This window comes from Pseudomonas umsongensis, assembly GCF_002236105.1.
GTDB classification, from domain to species: Bacteria; Pseudomonadota; Gammaproteobacteria; order Pseudomonadales; family Pseudomonadaceae; genus Aquipseudomonas; species Aquipseudomonas umsongensis.
The window spans coordinates 269,217-286,351 of the sequence record NZ_NIWU01000002.1; the positions used below are offsets into that span (position 1 = coordinate 269,217).

15 protein-coding genes are annotated in these 17,135 nt (G+C 59.3%); 8 read left to right on the forward strand and 7 right to left on the reverse strand.

What is annotated here, in order from left to right; all coding sequences use genetic code 11:
- Positions 1–13: 13 nt before the first annotated feature.
- From PSUM_RS11445 to yaaA, 6 genes are all read right to left on the reverse strand, one after another.
- Positions 14–1,504 carry an alginate export family protein gene (locus tag PSUM_RS11445; protein ID WP_020796865.1) on the reverse strand — a complete coding sequence of 497 codons (1,491 nt, stop codon included), beginning with the start codon at positions 1,502–1,504 and terminating at the stop codon, positions 14–16.
- Positions 1,501–2,880, reverse strand: coding sequence for an alginate biosynthesis TPR repeat lipoprotein AlgK (gene algK, locus PSUM_RS11450; protein WP_020796864.1), 1,380 nt, complete (start codon positions 2,878–2,880; stop codon positions 1,501–1,503). The genes PSUM_RS11445 and algK overlap by 4 nt, the downstream gene beginning before the upstream one ends.
- A gap of 138 nt (positions 2,881–3,018) precedes the next feature.
- A complete protein-coding gene (locus PSUM_RS11455) occupies positions 3,019–4,188 on the reverse strand; it encodes an alginate biosynthesis protein Alg44 (protein ID WP_020796863.1) in 1,170 nt (389 codons plus the stop codon).
- Between the two features lie 36 nt (positions 4,189–4,224).
- Positions 4,225–5,706: a mannuronan synthase gene (gene alg8, locus PSUM_RS11465; protein WP_020796862.1), complete on the reverse strand. Its 1,482-nt coding sequence runs from the start codon at positions 5,704–5,706 to the stop codon at positions 4,225–4,227.
- 169 nt (positions 5,707–5,875) lie between these two features.
- A complete protein-coding gene (locus PSUM_RS11470; protein ID WP_020796861.1) occupies positions 5,876–7,192 on the reverse strand; it encodes a nucleotide sugar dehydrogenase in 1,317 nt (438 codons plus the stop codon).
- 820 nt (positions 7,193–8,012) lie between these two features.
- Positions 8,013–8,792 carry a peroxide stress protein YaaA gene (gene yaaA / locus PSUM_RS11475; RefSeq protein ID WP_033042212.1) on the reverse strand — a complete coding sequence of 260 codons (780 nt, stop codon included), beginning with the start codon at positions 8,790–8,792 and terminating at the stop codon, positions 8,013–8,015.
- A 254-nt stretch (positions 8,793–9,046) separates the two neighbouring features.
- Here yaaA and PSUM_RS11480 point away from each other — a divergent pair, with 254 nt between their 5' ends.
- The 6 genes from PSUM_RS11480 (at position 9,047) to PSUM_RS11505 (ending at position 14,378) form a co-directional block, all read left to right on the forward strand.
- On the forward strand, positions 9,047–10,171 hold the full coding sequence (locus PSUM_RS11480; RefSeq protein WP_083348247.1) for a polysaccharide deacetylase family protein: 1,125 nt from the start codon (positions 9,047–9,049) through the stop codon (positions 10,169–10,171).
- 336 nt (positions 10,172–10,507) lie between these two features.
- The gene (locus PSUM_RS11485) at positions 10,508–11,902 is read left to right on the forward strand and encodes a PhoH family protein (RefSeq protein ID WP_020796858.1); all 1,395 of its coding nucleotides are present in this window, start codon (positions 10,508–10,510) and stop codon (positions 11,900–11,902) included.
- A gap of 224 nt (positions 11,903–12,126) precedes the next feature.
- On the forward strand, positions 12,127–12,600 hold the full coding sequence (moaC, locus tag PSUM_RS11490) for a cyclic pyranopterin monophosphate synthase MoaC (RefSeq protein ID WP_020796857.1): 474 nt from the start codon (positions 12,127–12,129) through the stop codon (positions 12,598–12,600).
- Positions 12,597–12,839, forward strand: coding sequence for a molybdopterin converting factor subunit 1 (gene moaD / locus PSUM_RS11495; RefSeq protein WP_020796856.1), 243 nt, complete (start codon positions 12,597–12,599; stop codon positions 12,837–12,839). Before moaC ends, moaD begins: the two co-directional genes overlap by 4 nt.
- A 3-nt stretch (positions 12,840–12,842) precedes the next feature.
- Positions 12,843–13,295, forward strand: a complete 453-nt coding sequence (gene moaE, locus PSUM_RS11500) for a molybdopterin synthase catalytic subunit MoaE (protein ID WP_033042207.1) — start codon at positions 12,843–12,845, stop codon at positions 13,293–13,295.
- Between the two features lie 306 nt (positions 13,296–13,601).
- Complete coding sequence (locus PSUM_RS11505) at positions 13,602–14,378, forward strand: ABC transporter substrate-binding protein (RefSeq protein WP_020796854.1); 777 nt, start codon at positions 13,602–13,604, stop codon at positions 14,376–14,378.
- Positions 14,379–14,399: 21 nt separating this feature from the next.
- Here PSUM_RS11505 and PSUM_RS11510 read toward each other — a convergent pair whose 3' ends face one another.
- The gene (locus PSUM_RS11510) at positions 14,400–15,335 is read right to left on the reverse strand and encodes a DMT family transporter (RefSeq protein ID WP_083348248.1); all 936 of its coding nucleotides are present in this window, start codon (positions 15,333–15,335) and stop codon (positions 14,400–14,402) included.
- A gap of 121 nt (positions 15,336–15,456) precedes the next feature.
- Between PSUM_RS11510 and PSUM_RS11515 the strand changes: the two genes are divergently transcribed.
- The gene (locus PSUM_RS11515; protein WP_083348249.1) at positions 15,457–16,350 is read left to right on the forward strand and encodes a LysR family transcriptional regulator; all 894 of its coding nucleotides are present in this window, start codon (positions 15,457–15,459) and stop codon (positions 16,348–16,350) included.
- A gap of 107 nt (positions 16,351–16,457) precedes the next feature.
- Complete coding sequence (locus PSUM_RS11520; RefSeq protein WP_020796851.1) at positions 16,458–16,967, forward strand: disulfide bond formation protein B; 510 nt, start codon at positions 16,458–16,460, stop codon at positions 16,965–16,967.
- Positions 16,968–17,135 lie beyond the last annotated feature (168 nt).

Sequence of the window (17,135 nt, forward strand, 5' to 3'; positions counted from 1 at the left end):
TTCGCAATGTGCATCAGAAGCGCCAGACCACGTCGACGAACGCGCGGTGCATGTACGAATCGACTTCTTTGCCATAGGCATCGCCCGGTTTGAACACACCGCCGCGGAAGCGCACCAGGGCCGAAGGTTCATCGATCTTCTGGCTCAACGCCGCCGGCAACAGGCCTTGCTTGAAGTACTTGGTGACTACCAGATCCATTTCCTGGCCGAGGTCTTTGTCGCCATCGTTGAGCGGCAGGGAGGTGCTGGACAGTACGGCGCCGGTAACGTCGTCGGTGTTGTTCTGCACTGCGTCAATGCCGTCGCTGGTGATCGGCTTGTTACCGTCGACACGCCAGAATTTGTGGTAGATCAGGCTGGCGTCGTATTCGTCGTTGAGCATCCATGAACCGAACAGCGTGGCCGATTGCATGTTGTTCATTTCGCCACGGAAGGCTTCGCCGAAACGGTGCACCCGCGAGCGGGTACCGGTGTAGTTCGAGCGGTTGCTTTCCAGGCCGTTCTGTTCGTAATCGGCGCTGGCACGGGCGTAGGCGGCACCGACCTGCCATTGCGGATCCAGGCGCAGGCGTACACCGAGGTCGGTAGCCCAGCCATCGACATTGCCGCTGCTCTTGGGTTGCGCGGGGGCGGTTCCATCGGCGTTCAGCGGGTTGACCGTATCGCGGTCGCCACTCATGCCGGTGATGCTGCCCCAGTAGTTGAAGGTGTTGGTGTTGCGCCAGTTATAGGCGTCGCTGTTGGCCTGCAGGCCCAGCCAACTGATGTCGCCGTTCTGTTTCTTGTCCAGCGAATCACTGGCAACCCCTGGCTGCGCGTAGTCCAGCTTGCCGTCATCGTGGGTGTGATGACCGCGGATGCCGGCCCAATGACCTGGTGTCCACTGGTATTCGGCATCGGCGTAGGCGTGCAGGCGGTCCTTGTCCTTGGGTGCCAGTTCCTTGAGGTCGGTGCGGTACTCGCTGAAGCGTTCGGCGATACCGGCGTTGGCGCGCAACAGCGTGGTGTCGAAGGTCCAGTTCAGGGCTTCGATGTTGGTGTCACGCCATTGACCGTCATCGTTGTTCAGACGCTGGCGACCGAGTTTGAGGATCTCGCCGGGGTAGGGCGTGAAGCCGCTGTAGCCGACCCAGAACTCGCGCATCGCCAGGTAGTTCTTCTTGGTTTTGCGGTCGCTGTTGTCGGTATTCTGCGTGCCATCGCTGGCGGATTCCTGCAAGGTGTCGGTCTCGATGATGTCCGTTGACGTCACGGCCTGGCCCATGGCATACGCGCTCCACGCGCCGCTCTCGCCATACACCCAAGGGCGCAAGTCCAGGCCCAGGCCGTTGACGTCGCCGCCACTCTGGGTGCCGAGGTCACGGTCGTCCTCGGACTGGCCGGTGATTTTCACGTCCAGGCCGTAGTTCTTGGTTTCTTCTGTCATCGCCGCCAGTGTCGGGCAGGACCAGATCAGCGCGAACGTCAGGCCGATACCGGCCTTCATGAATGGATTCAACTTCATAGGGATTCCTCGCCGTCTTCTTCTTGCAGGGCGTGCAGTTGCAGCGTGTTCTGGCTCAAGTTGCCGCGAACGGCCTGTTCCTGTTTCAACAGGCGTTGGGCCTGGGCCAGCTGCGCAGGTGGCAGTTGGGCTTCAAGTGTTTGCGCAAGCTCGGTGGCTTGCGGGGTGTTCTGGGCCTTGGCGAGCTGGCTGAACACGTACGCATTGAGTGGGTCAGGCTTGGTGCCTTTGCCTTGGGAAAACAGTTGGGCGATGGCGAAGTCGGCACTGTTCTGGCCATTGCGCGCAGCGGTCAGCAGGTGGTCGAGGGCCTTCTGCGGGTAGACCTTGCCCAGGTAGCCACGGCGATAGATCTGGCCGAGGTAGTAATCGGCGGCGATTTCGCGGCCGACTGCTTTCTGGAAGTGTTCCTCGGCGACCTTGGCGTCGGCCGGGACCATCTTGCCTTCGTAGTAGAGCTTGCCCAGCAGCAGCTCGGCGCGCGGTTGGTCAGCGGCGCGGCCGTTGTCCAGGTACTTCATCATCTGGTCGACATCGCCAAGTTCCGGGAAGTCATAGAGCAGTTGCGCCAGGCTGACCCAGGAAGCGGGGTAGCCGGGGGCGATCTCTTCGAGCAGCGACTGCGCGGTTTTTTCGTCGGTCTTGCCCAGGCTCGCATCGCCGAGCACGCGAGCCACACTGTCCACCCGCTGGGCGGAGACGGTGCCGCGACTGTGCGCCGCCTGCATCTGCTTGATCAGCTCGGCCTGTTGTTCCGGTTTACCTTGTTTCTGGTAGACCGTGGCCAGTTCGACGTAGCAGATGTCGGTGGTGTTGAGCGCGGCTTTGCAGACCGTTTCGACTTCATCGAGATGCTGGTCGTAGGTGCCTTGGGTGCGATAGAGCAGCACCTGCGCCAGACCCGCTTCCGGCTTGCCTTCGGCGCGCCATTGGCTGATCTGCTGTTGCGCGTTGACGTTGGGGAAGCTGTGCGGATATTGCAGATACAGCATCGCCAATGGGATCAGGGTGTTGCCTTCACCGGCGGCCGAGGCCTTTTTCAACAGGCCTTCGGCTTCGTGCTGTTCAGCTTCGGTTGAACCAGGTTTGGCCACCAGCAGGCGACCCAGGCGTGCCTGGGCACGCGGTGAAACGCTGGCGGCGGCGCGGTAGGTCGCCTCGGCCTGTTTCATCTGCGCCGGGTCGCGGCTGTCGACCTGAATATCGGCCAGGCCGACCTGGGCTTCGCTGTAGCCCAGCTCCGCCAGTTGCTGGTAGTTCGCCGCCGCGGTGGCGGTATCGCCACGCTTGAGCGCTTCGTTGGCCAGGCGTTGGTCGGGCAGGCCGGCGCAACCCGCCAGGCTGACTGCCAATGCTACTGCACACAGAGATCCCATGTGGGAGCGAGCCTGCTCGCGAAGCAGACCACTTGGTGCATCAGACAGACCGCGCTGAGCCCTTCGCGAGCAGGCTCGCTCCCACAGGGCTTTTGGTGTTCTGAGGATTGGTGGAATCGTCACAGGCATGTCCTCCGGTTACAGACCAGCAGCCATGGCTTTATCGATCAGCCAGTTCAGGTTAGGGCCACGGTCGCTGTTAACTTCCACGGGACGGCCGGCCAGGTTGCTGCCCAGGGCTTCGTCAGGCTGGATCAGTACGCGGATGTCGGAGGACAGGTCGGCGCTTTTCAGGCTGGTGCTGCTGACGATTTTGCCGGTGCGGGTCTTGTCTTCGCCGGCGATCTGGAAGCGCACCGGGGTGCCCGGCAATACGTCGCTGAACTGGCGATAGGAGAAGCGCGCCTCGACGTTGGCTTCGGTGTTGCGTGGCACCAGCTGGAAGATCACGTCACCCTTGCTGGCGTATTGACCGTTGGACACCATTTGCTGGGCCACGATGCAATCGCAAGGCGACGTCAGGGTGCCCGTCATTTGCTTGCCGAAGAGCTCTGCAACCTTGGCCGGGGCCAGTTGATCGTCTTCCAGGTGACCTTTGAGCACGTCGAGCATGCTGGTGCTGAAGGTTGCCAGCGGCGCGCCTTTGGCGGCAACGCCATCAGCTTTCACCAGGCTCTGCACGGTGCCGTCGCGGGGCATGGTGATGTTCACACCCGGCACGCTGACAATGCCCGCCTGGGCGTGGCTGACAAAGTACATGCCGTACACCGACTTGAAGATGAAGCCGAACGCCGCCAGGCCGACGACAAAAATCCCCAGGCTGAAGGTCACCGCTTTCATGCGCCCGAAGGCGCTCATGCCGTGACCGCCATCCTTGTTCTTGCGCGCCTTGGTGAAATTGTCGCGCTGCAGGGTCGCCAGCACTTCGCCGATGGTGACGATGTCGCCGGCCAGGTGCGACGTGATCAGGTGGCGCAAGGTCGAAATGTCTTGCGGCTCCAGGTTCTGGAACTGGCAACCGGTGCGACCGGTCTCGCGATCGCAGGAACGTACCTGCAATTCCACGTCCATGGCCAGGCCAAGGTTGTCGATGACGAATTGCAGTCGGGCCTTGTACTTGTCGCCGACTTTCAGTGGCAGTTGCCCGGCGTTGAAGGCCAGGCCACCGGCGGAAAGGTCGATCACTCGCGCCTCGACCGGGGTCCGGTCAGGGCCGAAGAAACGCAGCTTGGCCGGGATTTTCACGCGGGCGTGTTGGCGCTGGGCTTCGGATTCGTGCACTACGTTGGCGTTGACGGCGGTATTCATAAAGGCGATTTCCTGGTTAATTCAAAAAGGGGGCGGTCAGACCATCATCAGCAGCACGGCGACAAAGATGCTGCCGGCGGAGAAGGTCATGGTCCGAGACGACCAGGTGTTGAACCAACGTTGAAAGCTGGCGAGATCACGGGTCAGGGCAGTGGGCTGGCGAGTCCAGGACTGTTGGTCGAGGCGGAAGAACACGTAGATCTTCACCAGTGCGCCAACGATCTGGTTGTAATAGAGAATCGCTGGGTAGGCTGGACCGATCCGGTGGCCGGAGCACGACAGCAGCAGGGTCAGGATCAGGCGGGTGATGCCGATCCACAGCAGGTACACCAGGATGAACGCGGTGCCGTACTTGAAGCTGGCGATCAACGCCACGGTCAGGCCCAGCAGCGAGGTCCACATCGACACGCGCTGATCGAACAACACCACGGATGTGAACGCACCGAGGCGCTTGACCCCCAGGCCGAGTGCGCGGGAGTTCTGCCGCAGGTTGTTGCCGTACCAGCGGAACATCAGCTTGCGACTGGCCTTGATGAAGCTCTTTTCCGGAGGATGCTCGACGGTGTTGATCGCGGCATCAGGCACGTAGAAGGTGTCGTAGCCCAGGCGCATCAGGCTGAACCAGCTGGACTTGTCGTCGCCGGTGAGGAACTTGAAACGACCCAGGCGCCAGTGTTGCAGCGAGTCGCTTTCCACGTCGGCGATGAATTCCGGGTTGGTGACCACGGTGGCACGGAACACCGACATCCGCCCGGTCATGGTCAGCACGCGCTTGGACAGGGCCATCGAGCACATGTTGATGTGACGCTGGGCGAAACGCAGCTTGTGCCACTCGCTCATGATGTAGCCGCCGCGCACTTCGCAGAATTCGTTGGTGGTCAGGCCACCGACGTTGCCGAACAGCTGGAACCACGGCACGGTCTTGCGCACGACGCCTTCGCCGAGCACGGTATCGCCATCGATCACGGCCACCACGGCGCGGTCGTCCGGCAGGTGACGGGAGATGGCGCGGAAACCGAAAGCCAGGCCATCGCGCTTGCCTGTACCGGGAATGCGCACGAAGTCGAGCTTCACCCGGGCAGGCGGATTCATCCGGCTCCACAGGCTCTTGACCAGCAGTTCATCGGACATTTCGACGATGGAGCAGACCACGGTGGTCGGCAACTCGCAGTCGATCGCTTCGCGGATCACTGAGCTGTAGACCTGCGCGGTGGTCAGGGCGTCGATACGGAAACTGGTGACCATCAAAAATACGTGGGACGGGTCCGCCGCCTTGCCCAGCTTGCGCACTTTGCGCCGCAGGTGCGGATAGACCACGTACAGGAACAGCATGCCGCGCAGGAAGTGCGTGGCACCCATCGAGTAGCGCCAGATACCGACGATACCGATCAGGAAAATGAAGTCCTTCGACTCGGAGTCGAACGTGGACACAGGCAGCGCCATGGCGATGCCCATCAGTAAACTTAGATAAAACAGCCAACCGGCGGCTTGGAGTAGGCCGTTCTTTAGCCTGTGCATAATCGGAATCCTAAAGTCAGTTGCAAGTCTCGCGCCCCTGTAGGAGCCGGCTTGTCGGCGATGGCGATCTCAGGTACGCCATCGCTGGCAAGCCAGCTCCTACAGATTTGCGGTGATCTGTAGGAGCCGGCTTGCTGGCGATCAGCTTGAAGCGCTTACAACCCGCCGGTTACCAGCAAATGCCTTCAGCCCGGCCATCCGTGCTGGTGGCCTTGGACATGAAGCCGACCAGGTCGATCACTTGCTTGCCGTGCGGGACGTTCTGCACCAGGGCGCGGAATTTCTCGTCACGGTTGCCGAGGATGATCACGTCGGAGTTGTTGATCACCGCGTCGAAGTCGGAATTGAGCAAGGACGAGACGTGCGGGATCTTCGACTCGATGTAGTCCTTGTTCGCACCGTGGACACGGGCGTACTCGACGTTGCTGTCGTAGATGCTCAGGTCGTAGCCCTTGCCGATCAGCATTTCTGCCAGGTCAACCAATGGGCTTTCGCGCAGGTCGTCGGTGCCGGCCTTGAAGCTCAGGCCCAGCAGCGCGACTTTGCGTTTGTCGTGGCTGGACACGATGTCGAAGGCGTTCTGCACCTGGGACTCGTTACTGCGCATCAGCGAGTTGAGCAGCGGTGCTTCGACGTCCAGGGAACCGGCGCGGTAGGTCAGGGCACGCACGTCCTTGGGCAGGCAGGAGCCGCCGAAGGCGAAGCCTGGGCGCATGTAGTACTGGGACAGGTTCAGGGTCTTGTCCTGGCAAACCACGTCCATCACTTCACGACCATCGACGCCGACAGCCTTGGCGATGTTGCCGATCTCGTTGGCGAAGGTCACCTTGGTGGCGTGCCACACGTTGCAGGTGTACTTGATCATTTCGGCAACGGCGATGTCCTTGCGGATGATCGGCGCGTCGAGTTCTTCGTACAGCGATTGCAGGACGTCGCCCGAGGCCTTGTCGAACTCGCCGATGACGGTCATTGGCGGTTGGTCGTAGTCGGCGATCGCGGTGCTTTCACGCAGGAACTCAGGGTTGACCGCGACACCGAAATCGACACCGGCCTTCTTGCCGGAGCAGTCTTCGAGAATCGGGATGACAACGTTTGCCACGGTACCCGGCAGAACGGTGCTGCGGACCACGATAGTGTGACGGGTAGTCTTGTCGCGCAGGACAAAACCGATCTCGCGGCACACGGCCTCGATGTAGTTCAGTTCCAGGTCGCCGTTCTTCTTGCTCGGCGTGCCGACGCAAATCATCGACAGGTCGGTATCGCGAATCGCCTCGGCGAAGTTGGTCGTGCCGCGCAGACGGCCAGTCTCGATTCCCTGCGCCAGAAGTTCGCCCAGGCCCGGTTCAACGATCGGCGATTTGCCGGCGTTGATCATATCGATCTTGTCTTTGGCAACATCGACGCCAACGACGTCATGGCCCCGTGCAGACAGGCAACCGGCACAGACGGCGCCAACGTAACCCAAACCAAATATGCTGATGCGCATCGCAATTACCTCTCTATTATCAAGCCTGTTTTCATCGGGCCATTAGTTGGCCGAAGTTAAGGGTGTTCAGCGGTCATAGTGCACGGGCAACTACGGCTTATAGGCGCCACAGTGTCGCGTGCAGGCATTCAAAGTTTCGAGTGTCTAAACAGTTCACTCAAAGTGTGCGCAACTAGGCCTTATTGTTCTGATGTGCCTTGCCATGCAGCCGGTCTTCCAGTCAGAAGACAATGGGCAAAGGTCTTGCGCGCTCAAAGCCAGGCCGTGAGGCCTGTAAATCAAGCGGTTGGGTGCTCAGGGAAGCACGTTTATAGGGGGCGCAGCCTTGGCCTTGTAAGGGATAGTGATATGCGTATCTCCAGTCCTTAATGTGTTGCCCAAATCAGAGATCAGTCTGCCAAAGTTAATATGACAACTTGGCTGCGTAGATCTCTTCTCTGCGTAAGTTATCTCGTACACGCATTGAGAGATTCGTTACAGGTGGTATGAGCTACGCATTTGGACATAGTTCCAGCCCACCCATCGCGAATTTTGAAATTTCTTGAAATATTGAGAAAGATGGCACTGCTCTCATATTGATAGCACTTGCGATTTGGCCCTTTATATATTGGCTCAATGTCCTGTCTGGTAGTTTTGTGCCACTACTGAGAAAAATTTTCAGTGCCACTACAAAAAAAATCACTGACGTCCAGTGAAACAAAAGTTAGCAAATTGGGTGTTGGTTTTTTGGCGTCAAAGGATCGACGAATGGGGCGGGGGATTGTCGGACGATCAGGCATCGGTGCGCGACAGTTCATGAAGTCGTGCACCGATCAGTTGCTTACTCTGAAGTGTGGTCGCGCAGGAACACCAGACTGTCTGGTTTAGACTGTTCGGCACTGTACCGATAGCCTTCAACGTCAAACTTTTTCAAGTCTGCCGGATCGTTGATGCGCTCTTCGATGATGAAGCGGCTCATCATGCCCCGGGCCTTTTTCGCGTAGAAGCTGATGATCTTGTACTGACCGTTCTTCAGGTCCTTGAAGTCGGTGTTGATGATGCGTGCCTTCAAGGCGCTGCGCTTGACCGCCGAGAAATACTCGTTGGAGGCCAGGTTGAGCAGCACGTCATCGCCCTGATCGGCCAGGGCTTCGTTCAACCACTCGCTGATACGCGTGCCCCAGAAGGCATACAGGTCCTTGCCCCGGGCGTTGGCCAGTTTAGTGCCCATTTCCAGGCGGTACGGTTGCATCAGGTCCAAGGGGCGCAGCAGGCCATACAGGCCGGAAAGCATGCGTAGATGTTGCTGGGCGTAGTCGAAGTCGGCTTCGCTGAAGGTTTGTGCATTGAGCCCGGTGTAGACGTCGCCTTTGAAGGCCAGCAAGGCCTGCTTGGCGTTGGCCGGGGTAAAGGCGGGTGTCCAGCTGCCAAATCGGGCGGCGTTGAGCCCGCCGATCTTGTCGGAAACGTGCATCAACTCGCTGATCTGCGTCGGGGTCAGGTCGCGCAATTGCTGGATCAGTTCCTGGGAGTGGTCGAGGTACTGCGGCTGGGTAAAGCGCTGGGTCGCCGGCGGTGTTTCGTAATCAAGGGTCTTGGCGGGGGAAATCACCATCAGCATGAAGTCGTCTCCTTTAATCGTGGCGGCGATTCTAGGGGGTTGTCATCGTTGACTCCAGCTATGGGTGTGATAGGTGATCGGTGGTGTCATGGGACAAGATCGCAGCCTCGCTTCGCGAGACAGCTCCTACGGGACCGCGTTGGCGTGAAATCGGAACATGCATTCCTGTAGGAGCTGTCGAGCGAAGCGAGGCTGCGATCTTTTGATCTTCCCGCGATATAGTGCCGCCCGGGTTTTGTTATGGAGACATCCCATTGCGTATCGTTTTTCTGCTCAGCGCCTGGCTGCTGGGCTTCGGCGTCATGGCGGCGCCAGGTGAAGTGGCCACGCTGGATCGCAGCACCTGGCCGGAAAAGCTCGACAACCCGACCCTGTTCGATGTCGCGTCGCGTGCCGAAATCCTCATGTTCGCCCGTGTGCTGCTGGCCAGTGAATCCCTGGACGAAGCGGCACTGGCGCAACGCCTGGGCCTGCGCACGATCAACCTGGAGTCGGTCAATCGTGTTCGCCAGCGTCTATGGCAACGCCTGTTGGCCAACTACAACTTCGCCCAACAGAGCTGCGACCAAGATGCCTCCTTCTGTTTCCTGGTCGAGGACATGGCCACCTTGCGCGAGCAGGCTGGCAAGTTCCAGCTCAGCGAAGACAGCTACTACATACGCTGGGCCGAACCAAGTCGCCTGTTCCACACCCAGTACCTGGATGAGCAACTGCGCAAGGCGGCACTGTTTCCGCAAACCAGCAGTGAAGTCGATCATTTTGGAGACTATGAGCGCAATGGCGACGCGATGCATGACCGGCTGTTCCTGTTGACGTTCGACAGCGCCGCCAATGCCGTGCCGGACAATACCGACTGGGTCGCCGAGTACTTGCGCAAGGCCAACCTGAGCGGCACGTTCTTCGTGCTCGGCAAGGACCTCCAGGCGCGCCTGGGCGAGCGCCCGGGGACCAGTCTGCAAGCAACCTGGTCAACCCAGTGCGTCGGTGTGCAGGGCTGGGAGTTTCGCTCCCACAGCCATTGGCAGGATTGGCAGGACTCGGTACGCCGCAGCGTCGAGCTGGCCAAGAACAAACTGCCGGAAAACTTCGTCCCCCTGTTTCGCCCGCCCGACGGCCAGCGTCGCGCCGACGCCGGCGCTTTCTTCAAAGCCCAGGGGTTGCAGGTCGCCTTGTGGGATATCGATGCCCAGGACGGCGCGGGCAAGCTCAAGGGCAGCCAGAGTGCGCAACGGGTGTTGACCCTGATGCTGCTGTGGCGCCATGGGGTAATCAATTTCAATGTGAAACAGGACGGGGTGAAAACGGCGTTGCCCTGGCTGATCACGCAAACGGCGCAAAGCGGGATCGGTTGGGAAGACTGTCAGGAAGGGTTCCGCTGAAAACGGCCAAAGCCCGGAAACATTGGGTAAGTGGCGATTTTTGAGGGGGTTTTGCTGCAGGTTGATCTCCGACTGTAAACAAGTGATGGCAGTCCGCCAAGGGCTTTTCGTCACTCTGCAAAATAAACTTCAAAAAAGCGTCAAAGTGCTTTTTTCTGTCATGGGTTTTGGAGTATTACGAAGACAGACCGCCGAAACCTGCAACACAGGTGGCGTCTTCCAAGACCCCGCATGTATGCAGAACACTTGAGTCCCCGCAGGTGTATTCGGTAGTCACTTCGAGGCGCAGCACCGCCAAGGTATTGCGTCCACTGGCTCTGACAAAGGTGACCGAGTATGGATGATCACGGACGTAGCTCTTCTTCCAACCAGCCAATCCTTTATGTACTCGATACCAACGTATTGATTCACGATCCAAACGCGCTGCTTAACTTCGAAGAACACCACGTCGCGATCCCGATGACCGTGCTTGAGGAACTCGACAAGCTCAAGAGCGGGCATCACAGCGTTGCCGCCGAATGTCGCCAGGCCATCAGGCTGATCGACAAGACCCTGGGTGATGCCTCGCCCGAGGACGTCGAGCAGGGCGTGCCGATCCAGCGGGGCAAGAGCGGGCCCAAGGGATTGCTGTCAATTCTGATGAGCAAGCAGGCTGAACCCCACATCGTTCTGCCTGAGCATCTAAATGACAACAGGATCATCAACCAGCTGATCGACCTGCACGCACGCGAGCCGAAGAAGCCCGTGGTGCTGGTCACCAAAGACATCAACATGCGCCTCAAGGCGCGTGCCTGTGGGATCGCGGCCGAGGACTACAGCACCGACCAGTTGGTCGACGACGTGTCGCTGTTGCCTAATGGCTACCACAACATGAGCGGCTCCTTCTGGGACCGGGTAAGCAAGGTCGAGACCCGTCAGGACCACGGTCGCACCTGGCACCAGGTGCAGTTGATCGACAATCTGCCAGCCGTGCATATCAACGAATTCATCATCGATGAGCAGGGTTTCGTCGGCTGGATCAAGGAGATCGAGGAAGACAAACTGCTGATCCTGGACCTGCACCAGGAGCCCCTGCTGCACCAGGAAGCCTGGGGTTTGAAACCGCGTGACATCTATCAGAGCCTGGCGCTGTATGCCTTGCTTGATCCGGACATCCACTTGGTCAACCTGTCCGGTGCCGCAGGTTCCGGTAAAACCATCCTCGCGCTGGCCGCGGCCATCGAGCAGACCATGGTCAGCAAGCGCTACCGCCGCATCATCGCCACCCGCAGCGTGCAAGGCCTGGACCAGGAAATCGGCTTCCTGCCCGGCACCGAAGCGGAAAAAATGGAGCCTTGGCTGGGCGCTATCACCGACAACCTCGAAGCCTTGCACATGGATGACGAAAGCACCCATGGCAGCGTCGACTACATCCTTAGCAAAGTGCCGTTGCAGTTCAAATCCCTCAACTACATCCGTGGCCGCAGCTTCCAGCAGAGCCTGATCCTGATCGACGAATGCCAGAACCTCACACCGCACCAGATGAAAACCATCATCACCCGTGCCGGTGCCGGCTCCAAAGTGGTGTGCCTGGGTAACCTGGCGCAAATCGACACCCCTTACCTGTCCGCGACCAGCTCCGGGCTGACGTACCTGACCGAGCGCTTCAAGGACTTCCCTAACGGCGTGCACATCACCCTGCAAGGGGTGCCACGTTCGATCCTGGCCGAATACGCCGAATCGCACCTGTAACTATCACCCAGACCGGGCGGCCCCAAAGCCGCCCGTTTTTCCATGCCCGACACAATTCCCTGTAGGAGCTGCCGAAGGCTGCGATCTTTTGATCTTGCTTTTTAAGGGCGAAGATCTAAAGATCGCAGCCTTCGGCAGCTCCTACAGAGGGGGCGCCGATAATCGTGCGTGCGGAAATCTGACCCACAGGTTTACAATCGGGACTCCTGATCAGGAGTAACCCCGTGCTGACTCATCTCGATTCCCAAGGTCGCGCCAATATGGTCGACGTCACCGAAAAAGCCGTGACGTTCCGTGAAGCGACGGCCCAAGCGCTGGTGCGCATGCTGCCCGAAACCTTGCAAATGATCGTAAGCGGCGGTCATCCCAAGGGTGATGTGTTCGCCGTGGCCCGCATTGCCGGCATTCAGGCGGCGAAAAAAACCAGTGACCTGATCCCCCTGTGCCATCCGTTGATGCTGACCGGGGTCAAGGTCGAGCTCAGTGCCGAAGGCGAGGACAGCGTACGCATCGTCGCGCGCTGCAAATTGTCCGGGCAGACCGGGGTCGAGATGGAAGCGCTGACGGCTGCCAGTGTCGCCGCCTTGACTATCTATGACATGTGCAAGGCCGTGGATCGTGGCATGACCATTGAAAGTGTACGGCTACTGGAAAAGGTCGGCGGCAAGAGCGGTCATTTTCAGGCGGATCCATCATGAACGTCACCGTGAAGTTTTTTGCTCGATATCGTGAAGCGCTGGGGTTGGACTCGATGAAGGTTCAAGGCGACTTCGCCACCGTCGATGACGTCCGCGCACTGTTGGCCCAGCGTGAGGGTGCCGAGGTATTGAGTGAGCAAAACCTGATGTGCGCCCGCAACGAAGACCTCTGCCAGCTCGATGAGCCGGTGAGCGATGGCGATGAAGTGGCGTTTTTCCCTACCGTGACCGGGGGCTGAGCCATGGCCATTCGCGTGCAATCGACCGCGTTCGATCCCGGTGCAGAAGTCAACGCCATGCACGATGCCAATGTCGGCGTCGGGGCGGTGGTGAGTTTTGTCGGCTATGTGCGCGACTTCAATGATGGCCTGGATGTCGCCGGGATGTTCCTCGAACACTACCCGGGCATGACCGAAAAGGCCCTTGGCAAGATCGCCACCGAGGCCGAGCAGCGCTGGCCCTTGCTCAAGCTGGAAGTGCTGCATCGCATCGGTGCCCTTGAGCCCGGCGAACCCATTGTCTTTGTTGGCGCCGCCAGCGCCCATCGCCAGGCGGCATTCGACGCCTGCGCCTTTGTCATGGACTACCTGAAAACCCGCGCACCGTTCTGGAAGAAGGAAAACACCAGCGACGGCCCGCGTTGGGTCGAGGGGCGTGACAGCGATCATGCGGCGGCGGATCGCTGGAAGCAGTGACTCCGACGACTTCTGCAAGTACGCCTTCGCGAGCAGGCTCGCTCCCACAGGGGATTTTTGTCGAACACAGAATGTGTGTTCTTCAAAGTTCAAATGTGGGAGCGAGCCTGCTCGCGAAGGGGCCATCTGCAACATCCGATTTTCTCTTGACTCACCTCCCGACCAGAGGGTGATTTAAGAGCGCGCGCCCAATTGACGCCCAATACATAAAAGTCCAGTATGGATTTATAAGTACAAAAAAGGCTTCTCCCGTTTCTGCTCTTCTTCCATCTTGCCAAACCAACAACAACCCGCGAGAGAACGAACATGAAGAAATTCCCCCTCATCACCGGTCTGGCCCTGAGCTTGTTGGCGTGCAGCAGCGTGTTTGCCGCCGAGAAAACCCTGCGTATCGGCATCGAAGCGGCCTACCCGCCGTTCGCCTCCAAGACCGACAAAGGCGAAATCGTCGGTTTCGACTACGACATCGGCAATGCCCTGTGCGCGCAGATGAAGGTCAAGTGCGTGTGGGTCGAGGGCGAGTTCGACGGTCTGATTCCTTCCTTGAAAGTGAAGAAAATCGACATGGCGCTGTCGTCGATGACCATCAATGAAGACCGCAAGAAGTCGGTGGATTTCACCCACAAGTACTACTTCACCTCGTCGCGCCTGGTCATGAAGGAAGGCGCAGTCGTGGATGATCAATACAACAGCCTCAAGGGCAAGACCGTTGGCGTGCAACGGGCAACCACCACCGACCGCTACGCGACCGAAGTCTTCGAACCCAAGGGCGTCAACGTCAAGCGCTACAGCAACAACGAAGAGATCTACATGGACCTGGCAGCCGGTCGCCTCGATGCCATCTTTGCCGACACCATTCCGCTCAACGACTTCCTGTCGATGCCGCGCGGCAAGGGCTACGCATTTGCCGGCCCGGAGCTCAAGGACCCTAAATACGTGGGTGAGGGCGCGGGGATTGCGGTACGCAAGGGCAACACCGAGCTGGTATCACAGCTGAACGCCGCCATCGACGGCATTCGCGCCAATGGCGAGTACCAGAAGATTTCGCAACAGTACTTCAAGTCCGATATCTACGGCGACTGATCGATCGCTCCCGGGGCTTTCTCACGAAAGCCCCCGGTGCGCTGCAGATTCCCTGGATTTCGATGGTTTCAGGTTGAGGGCAAGTACGCTCGTCAGCACGATGATCATCCCGATGACGACCATGATCGAAGGGCGTTCAGCCAGGGCCACCGAGGCCATCAGCATGGCGGTGGGCGGAATCAGGTAAAGCGAAATGGACGCGCAGCTCACGTTGCTGTGCGCCAGTACATATGCCCAGGCGAGGTAAGCAAGGGCACTGGGGAAAATCCCCAGGATGAGCACCGCCAGATTGACCGATGCCGGGGCTTTCTGCACTTCACTCCACAACCCCGGTGCATACACAAGCAATAGCGTGGTGCCCGACCAAATGGTGTAGCACACCATTGTCAGCCCGTTGTAGCGATGGGAATGGCGTTTTTGCATGGCGAAATAAACACTCCAGGACAATGCCGCCAGCAGAATCAGCAACCCATGGGCATCCAGTTCACCAAAATCACGATCCCCCGTGACCACGACAGCGGCACCGAGCAAACCGCCCAGCACGCAGACCCATTGCCAGTGGTTGACGCGCTCCTTGAGCACGAAATGCGCCAGTAACGTGCTGAACAGCGGCGTGGATTGTGCGAGGACACTCGCGGCGCCGGCGCTGACCTCTCGTTGGCCAAAGTTAAGGGCGATGTGGTGCAGACTCACAGCAAAGAATCCCAGGACAGCCAACAGCGGCAGGTCTTTCAGGCGAGGCAGGGAAATACCCATCACCCCTGCGACCCCGGCCATGAATGTCGAGGCGATGAGAAAGCGGATCAGCGCCAGATGACCGGGCTGGTAAGCCTCTAACCCGATGTGGATGCCAATGGGCGAATAGGCCCAGCAAAGGATGACGAAAAAAGCCGCCAGGACGATTCTAGCGCCAGGGCTTTTGGCGAAAGACTGGATCTTGCGCTGGATAAAATCCATAGACTGCCTGATTCCCCAAAGTGTGAAGGTGCGACTGGATGGCTCTCGCTCGAATTATCAAAACCATCCAGATTCACTACAAGTGACTTAAACTGACTCAAGCATTCACTTTGGGTGAGCTATGGAGCTGTCCCAGCTGCGCATGTTCAACACGGTTCACCATCTCGGCAGCATCGCGCGTGCGGCTGAGGTGCTGCATTGCGTACCGTCCAATATCACTGCACGCCTCAAGTCCCTGGAGCGTGAACTCGGTACGCCGCTGTTTTCTCGCGATGGCCGAGGATTGCGGATCACGCCGGCCGGTGAAGTGTTTCTCGATTACACGACGAAAATCCTCGGCCTGGCCGAGGAAGCGCGCAGGGCGTTGGCCCCCGACGGTGCGCCAAGCGGTCCTCTGCGCATTGGTGCCATCGAGTCCAGTGCCACGGGACGCTTGCCGCGACTATTGGCCAAGTACCACGCGCTCTACCCAAAGGTGATGCTGGAGCTGAGCACCGGCACTTGGGCTCAATTGCTCGACGACACGCAACATCGTCGGCTGGATGGGGCGTTCGTAGCGGTGAACGTTGAACGCCCGGGACTGCAGCGGGAAGTGATGTACCGCGAAGATCTGATTCTCATCGCGTCCTCCTCCCACGGGCCTTTGCGCCAGGCGGCGGATCTGCAGGGCAAGGCGATTTTCATGTGGCCCCCGGGCTGCCCGTACCGCTTCGCACTGGAACAGTGGCTGCTGCGCCATGACCAGGTGCAACCGATTGTCAGCATCGCCAGCTATGGCACCATCGTTGGCTGTGTCAGTGCCGGTGCGGGCGTCTCGCTGGTACCCCGTGGAATCTACGAGCAGTATTGTCTCGGGGCAGGCTGCCAGGGATATGAATTCCCGGAACTGACGAGCATCGACAACCTTTTTTACTGGCACGAGAACGCAGGTCGGCACCCGGCTCGTGAGGCGTTTGTGAAGTTGCTGCAGGCCGAGTTCTCGGGGCCAGGGTCGTTACAGTTAATGTCTTCTTAACCGACCTGTCGTCTATTCCCACGATACCCGCTTGCACGCGCCAGGCTCTCAAAGGTCAAGGCCAGCGTGTAAACTGGCGGGCAATCGAAAGTCAAAAGGGAAACACGATGAGCGAGGAAACGATGCGTCTGGGCCGTGAGCGGCGCTACCTGGTGCTGTTGGGCATCATCTGCCTGGCGCTGATCGGCGGTGCGTTATACATGCAAGTGGTTTTGGGCGAGGCCCCGTGCCCATTGTGCATCCTGCAGCGTTACGCGCTGCTGTTGATCGCGCTCTTCGCTTTCATCGGTGCGGCCATGCGCACCCGACGCAGCATCACGGTGCTGGAGACCCTGGTGGTCATTTGTGCCCTGGCGGGCGTCGCGGTGGCCGGGCACCACGTCTATACGCAGTTCTATCCGGCCGTCAGTTGCGGCATCGATGTGCTGCAACCGATCGTCGATGGCTTGCCGCTGGCGAAGATCTTCCCGCTGGGTTTCCAGGTAGACGGTTTCTGCTCCACGCCTTACCCGCCGATCCTGGGGTTGTCCCTGGCGCAATGGGCGCTGCTGGCCTTCGTGCTGGTGGTGGTGCTGGTGCCGCTGCTGACGCTACGCAATCGAAAGTCGCTGCGCTGAAGTCATCCGATTGATGCCAAACGCCCCGGTCCTCGATGAGAGGGCCTGGGCGTTTTTGCGTTTCAGGGGGCAGGCAAGGACACCCTGATGCACGGCAATCAGGGGTGCGACAAGTCTGCGACATGTTGTCACATCGCGAGTGTCGCAGCGCGCTTTCGGGTGCCGGAT